This window comes from Microbacterium luticocti DSM 19459 (assembly GCF_000422405.1).
GTDB classification, from domain to species: domain Bacteria; phylum Actinomycetota; class Actinomycetes; order Actinomycetales; family Microbacteriaceae; genus Microbacterium; species Microbacterium luticocti.
On sequence record NZ_AULS01000028.1, the window covers coordinates 1 to 3,267 of the forward strand.

The following is a 3,267-nucleotide window of genomic DNA, read 5'->3' on the forward strand; positions in this document are numbered from 1 at the left end:
TGACACCACGCTATGGGACTCACCCACTGGTACCGCGAGCTGACCTTCCGTCGGCAGGAGGAAACGGTCGGTCTTCAGCGCCGTCTCGCTGACGCGACCTTCACGCTGCTCTAGCCACTCGGCAAGGAGCGTTTCGACGGCGATCTTTCCGGTGCTCGGGTTGTAGTTGTGCTCATCAACCGTTGTGCGCTGCCCGCGTTCCCACTCCACGGCGGCCCGCTTTGTGTCGAAACGTCGAGTGCCGACAACCCGGCCGCCGACCTTCAGCCGCCCTTCCCACTTGTCACCACGACGGGCGGGCATGAGCGCTTCCCCTTCGCGGCGCTCGGGCTCTCGCTGCCGTTCTCGCAGCAAGCCAGGCCTCAACATCAGCGGCGCGGTAGCGTGGAACCCCCTCGGCAAGCCAGTAGACCGCATGGCCCTCCCCAGCCTGCCACCAGCGCACCAAGGTGGACTTCGACACCGACAGCCACGCCGCGACCTCATCAGTGCGCAGCAGTCGATCGCCTGGTGCCGATGAGGTCGATTCCTTCATCGAAACTCCCCCATATCCGGATCGAAGCCGGCGTAGAACGCCTCCTCGGCTTGGCGGCGAGCCTCCACGTCATCGAGGACGAACTGCACGAAGTCCTGATCGCGGTTCTCGATGATCCGGTCCTCGACGGGCTCGGTGGGCTCCTCCCCGGGCCATGCGGTCTGACGGGTGGGCCGGTCGCGGTCCAGTCGGGTGCCGCACGCTGCGACCCAATCGCGGAACCGTTGTCGGGCTTCGGCGAAGTTACGGTGCCATCCCAGCGATGCCGAAGCGTTCTGCTCGGGGTCGTAGGCCGCGAGCCAGTGCAGGTGCAGGGCGCTGAGTTCCCACACGAGCTCAGGGTGCCGATGCCAGAACGGCGGCAGCACCAAGCAGGAAGCCCATAGGCGCGGCGCAACCAATCGGTCCACTTGTTGGGTTCCAGCCACTCGGCCTCAGCCTCGTCCGACGTGAGGAGGTTCCAGTTGATCGGGTGCGGCGGTTTCGGCAGCATCGAAGCGGCGTCCCATTCGGTCGCCTCCTCGGGCTCGGGCTCTTCCGCCCCGGGGATGTCTTCGCTCTCAGCCATGACGCTCTCCTTGTCAGAGCCCGAGTACCGGCGTGGCGCTCGGTGCGCTCCGTTGCGCCATGAAGCCGACCGATGCCTGCTCGGCCATCTCCTCCATCAGCGCGGCGCTCTGGGATCGAGGCGTGCGGTCGACCTCGTATCTGGTTCGCGCGAGGTCGTGGCCGACCTTCTTCGCCACGAACTCCTCGGCCTTCGCGGTCTGACCGTCCTGCTCCGTGCTTGCCGCCCGGCGCGCAGGGGAAGTCCGGCACGCCGGCGTCCGCAAGCCGTAGCGCGGCGTCGGGCAGCGGCATCCCGGCGACGGCGGTGAACAGGGCGGCGGGGTCCATCACAGACTCCTCACCGCGAGCTCTGCGGTGTGCGCCGTGCGGCCCGTCTCCATCGGTGCCAGCGGGGTCCGCTCGGCGCGCGGCGCCGGTGCCGCATCGCGGGTCAGACCGGGCGGGTCGCCCGCGCCGGCCTGCACGGTGTTGAGGGCGTCGAGGATCGCCGCCGCGGTCGTGCGTACCCGCTCTCCGGTGGCCTGCACGACCTCGGCCGGGTCCTTGTCCTTGACCGTGCCCGCCCAGCCGGAGACGTAGTTCACGCCGTAGGAGCTGCCAGGCCCTCCCACAGCCCGGCAGGTGCCGCGCCCTCGGGCAGGGTTGGCACCGGCCGCTCGGGGATCGGGTCGCCCGTGGTCTGCGAGACAACATCGGTGACCCATCCGGCGGGTAGGCCCATCAGCCACTCCACGAATCGTGGCGCTGGGCGCCTCACGGGTTCGCCGTTCAGAATGGCGGGCGCAGGGGCGGGCCGTCCGGTGATGTGTTCCCATCGGGCGATAGCGAGGGCGTAGCGTCCCCAGCCTCGAGGAACTCCTCGATCAACGCGAACGTCGCCTCCGGCGAGGGTCCGCGTTCCCGCTTCGTCACGAGCTCGACTACTTGATGGCTGAGCGTGATCGCCCCTCTCCGTGCTCGCACCTTGTCTATCGGTTCGTTGCCTCGGATCGAGCCGGAGGCAAGCGGAGTGCGAAAGAGCGGGACGGGCGAGGATGAAGACGCGGAACCGGGCGTGCGGAGCGCCGACGTGGGAAGCGGGTAGGCCGATCCATCGTGCGTCGTACCCGATGTCGGCCAGATCTCCGAGTACGGCGCCAAGTGCCCGTAGAGGTCGGGCTGGCTCGTCTCCCAGACCCCACGGGTCGGGTTCCAGGTTGCGAACGGTTGCTGCTCGGGCGGTTTCGGGGTTGCGTCGTTCATCGTCGTCTTCTTCCGGGACGGAGCGGATTGCGGTTGCAGAGAGCAGCCCCCGCACGTTCTCGATCGCGGCCCATTGAGGTTGCAGCACCTCGATTGCCGCCGCCATGTGCGCCCACAGGCCGGAGCGAATGCCAGGTGCGAGGCCGGCCATCTTCCCGACCGTGGACACGTCCTGGCAGGGAAAGCTGCCGCAGAAGATGTCCACCGGCGGCACGGTGTTCCAGTCGATTGTGGTGATGTCCCCGAGGTTCGGGGCGTCGGGCCAGTGGTGTGCAAAGACGTGGACGACGGGCTCGTTGATTTCGGAGAACCAGACGGTGCGGGCGTCGAAGACTTCCTCGACGGCGAGGTCGAGCCCGCCGTAGCCGGAGAACAGCGACCCGACCCGCAGACGACGGTCGGCGCGCGCATCGTCGGTTTCTGACATGAGGACTCCGCCTGATCGGTGATCCCGGTCGTCGTCCGCTCGTGAACCTGATGCCGGGCTGGTCACCTGTCAGGTGCTCGCGCCGGCTCCCTGCCCGCCGCAGCCCGCCCCCGCGACGCCTGCTCACCTCGTCGTCTTCTCGACTCGTCCTCAGAGTCACCACGCCTATTGCAGATCGAGGGAAAGCGCCCGGCGAAGCGCATCGCGAGGGCCGGTGTACGAACGGGGATAAGGTGCGGCTATAACGAAGCGGCGACCCAGACGGCAGCCTCAGCCGACCGAAGACAGTGAGTGGTTGAGGCGGCTGGACCGTATCTCGGACGCGGTTGACGCCTGGCGCAGGCGTGCGGAGAATCCCACGTCACCCGAGTCGGGGAGCTCACTCGCAGCTGACTCAACCCTGATCCACCGTCGTGGTTTTGGTGGGCGTGGTTTCGTGTTTCGGTGGCGTGGCTTGTTGCGGGGGCGTGCGGGGTCGGCCAGCCGGTGCTCT

General features: G+C 68.0%; 4 protein-coding genes and 2 pseudogenes. All 6 read right to left on the reverse strand.

Annotated features, from left to right (window positions below):
* On the reverse strand, positions 1 to 303 hold a 303-nt coding region (locus tag H577_RS17730; protein ID WP_211217933.1), incomplete at its 3' end, for a hypothetical protein.
* On the reverse strand, positions 284 to 535 hold the full coding sequence (locus H577_RS17450; RefSeq protein ID WP_084516233.1) for a helix-turn-helix transcriptional regulator: 252 nt from the start codon (positions 533 to 535) through the stop codon (positions 284 to 286). The genes H577_RS17450 and H577_RS17730, both read right to left, overlap by 20 nt.
* A pseudogene (locus tag H577_RS16500) lies at positions 532 to 1,103 on the reverse strand (hypothetical protein). The gene H577_RS17450 and the pseudogene H577_RS16500 overlap by 4 nt, the downstream one beginning before the upstream one ends.
* A 114-nt stretch (positions 1,104 to 1,217) precedes the next feature.
* Positions 1,218 to 1,299, reverse strand: a pseudogene (locus H577_RS17455) (single-stranded DNA-binding protein); the annotation flags it as partial.
* Positions 1,300 to 1,431: 132 nt separating this feature from the next.
* Positions 1,432 to 1,689 carry a hypothetical protein gene (locus H577_RS17975; protein WP_051192018.1) on the reverse strand — a complete coding sequence of 86 codons (258 nt, stop codon included), beginning with the start codon at positions 1,687 to 1,689 and terminating at the stop codon, positions 1,432 to 1,434.
* The gene (locus tag H577_RS17460; protein ID WP_084516235.1) at positions 1,686 to 2,774 is read right to left on the reverse strand and encodes a DNA cytosine methyltransferase; all 1,089 of its coding nucleotides are present in this window, start codon (positions 2,772 to 2,774) and stop codon (positions 1,686 to 1,688) included. Before H577_RS17460 ends, H577_RS17975 begins: the two co-directional genes overlap by 4 nt.
* Between the last annotated feature and the right edge of the window lie 493 nt (positions 2,775 to 3,267).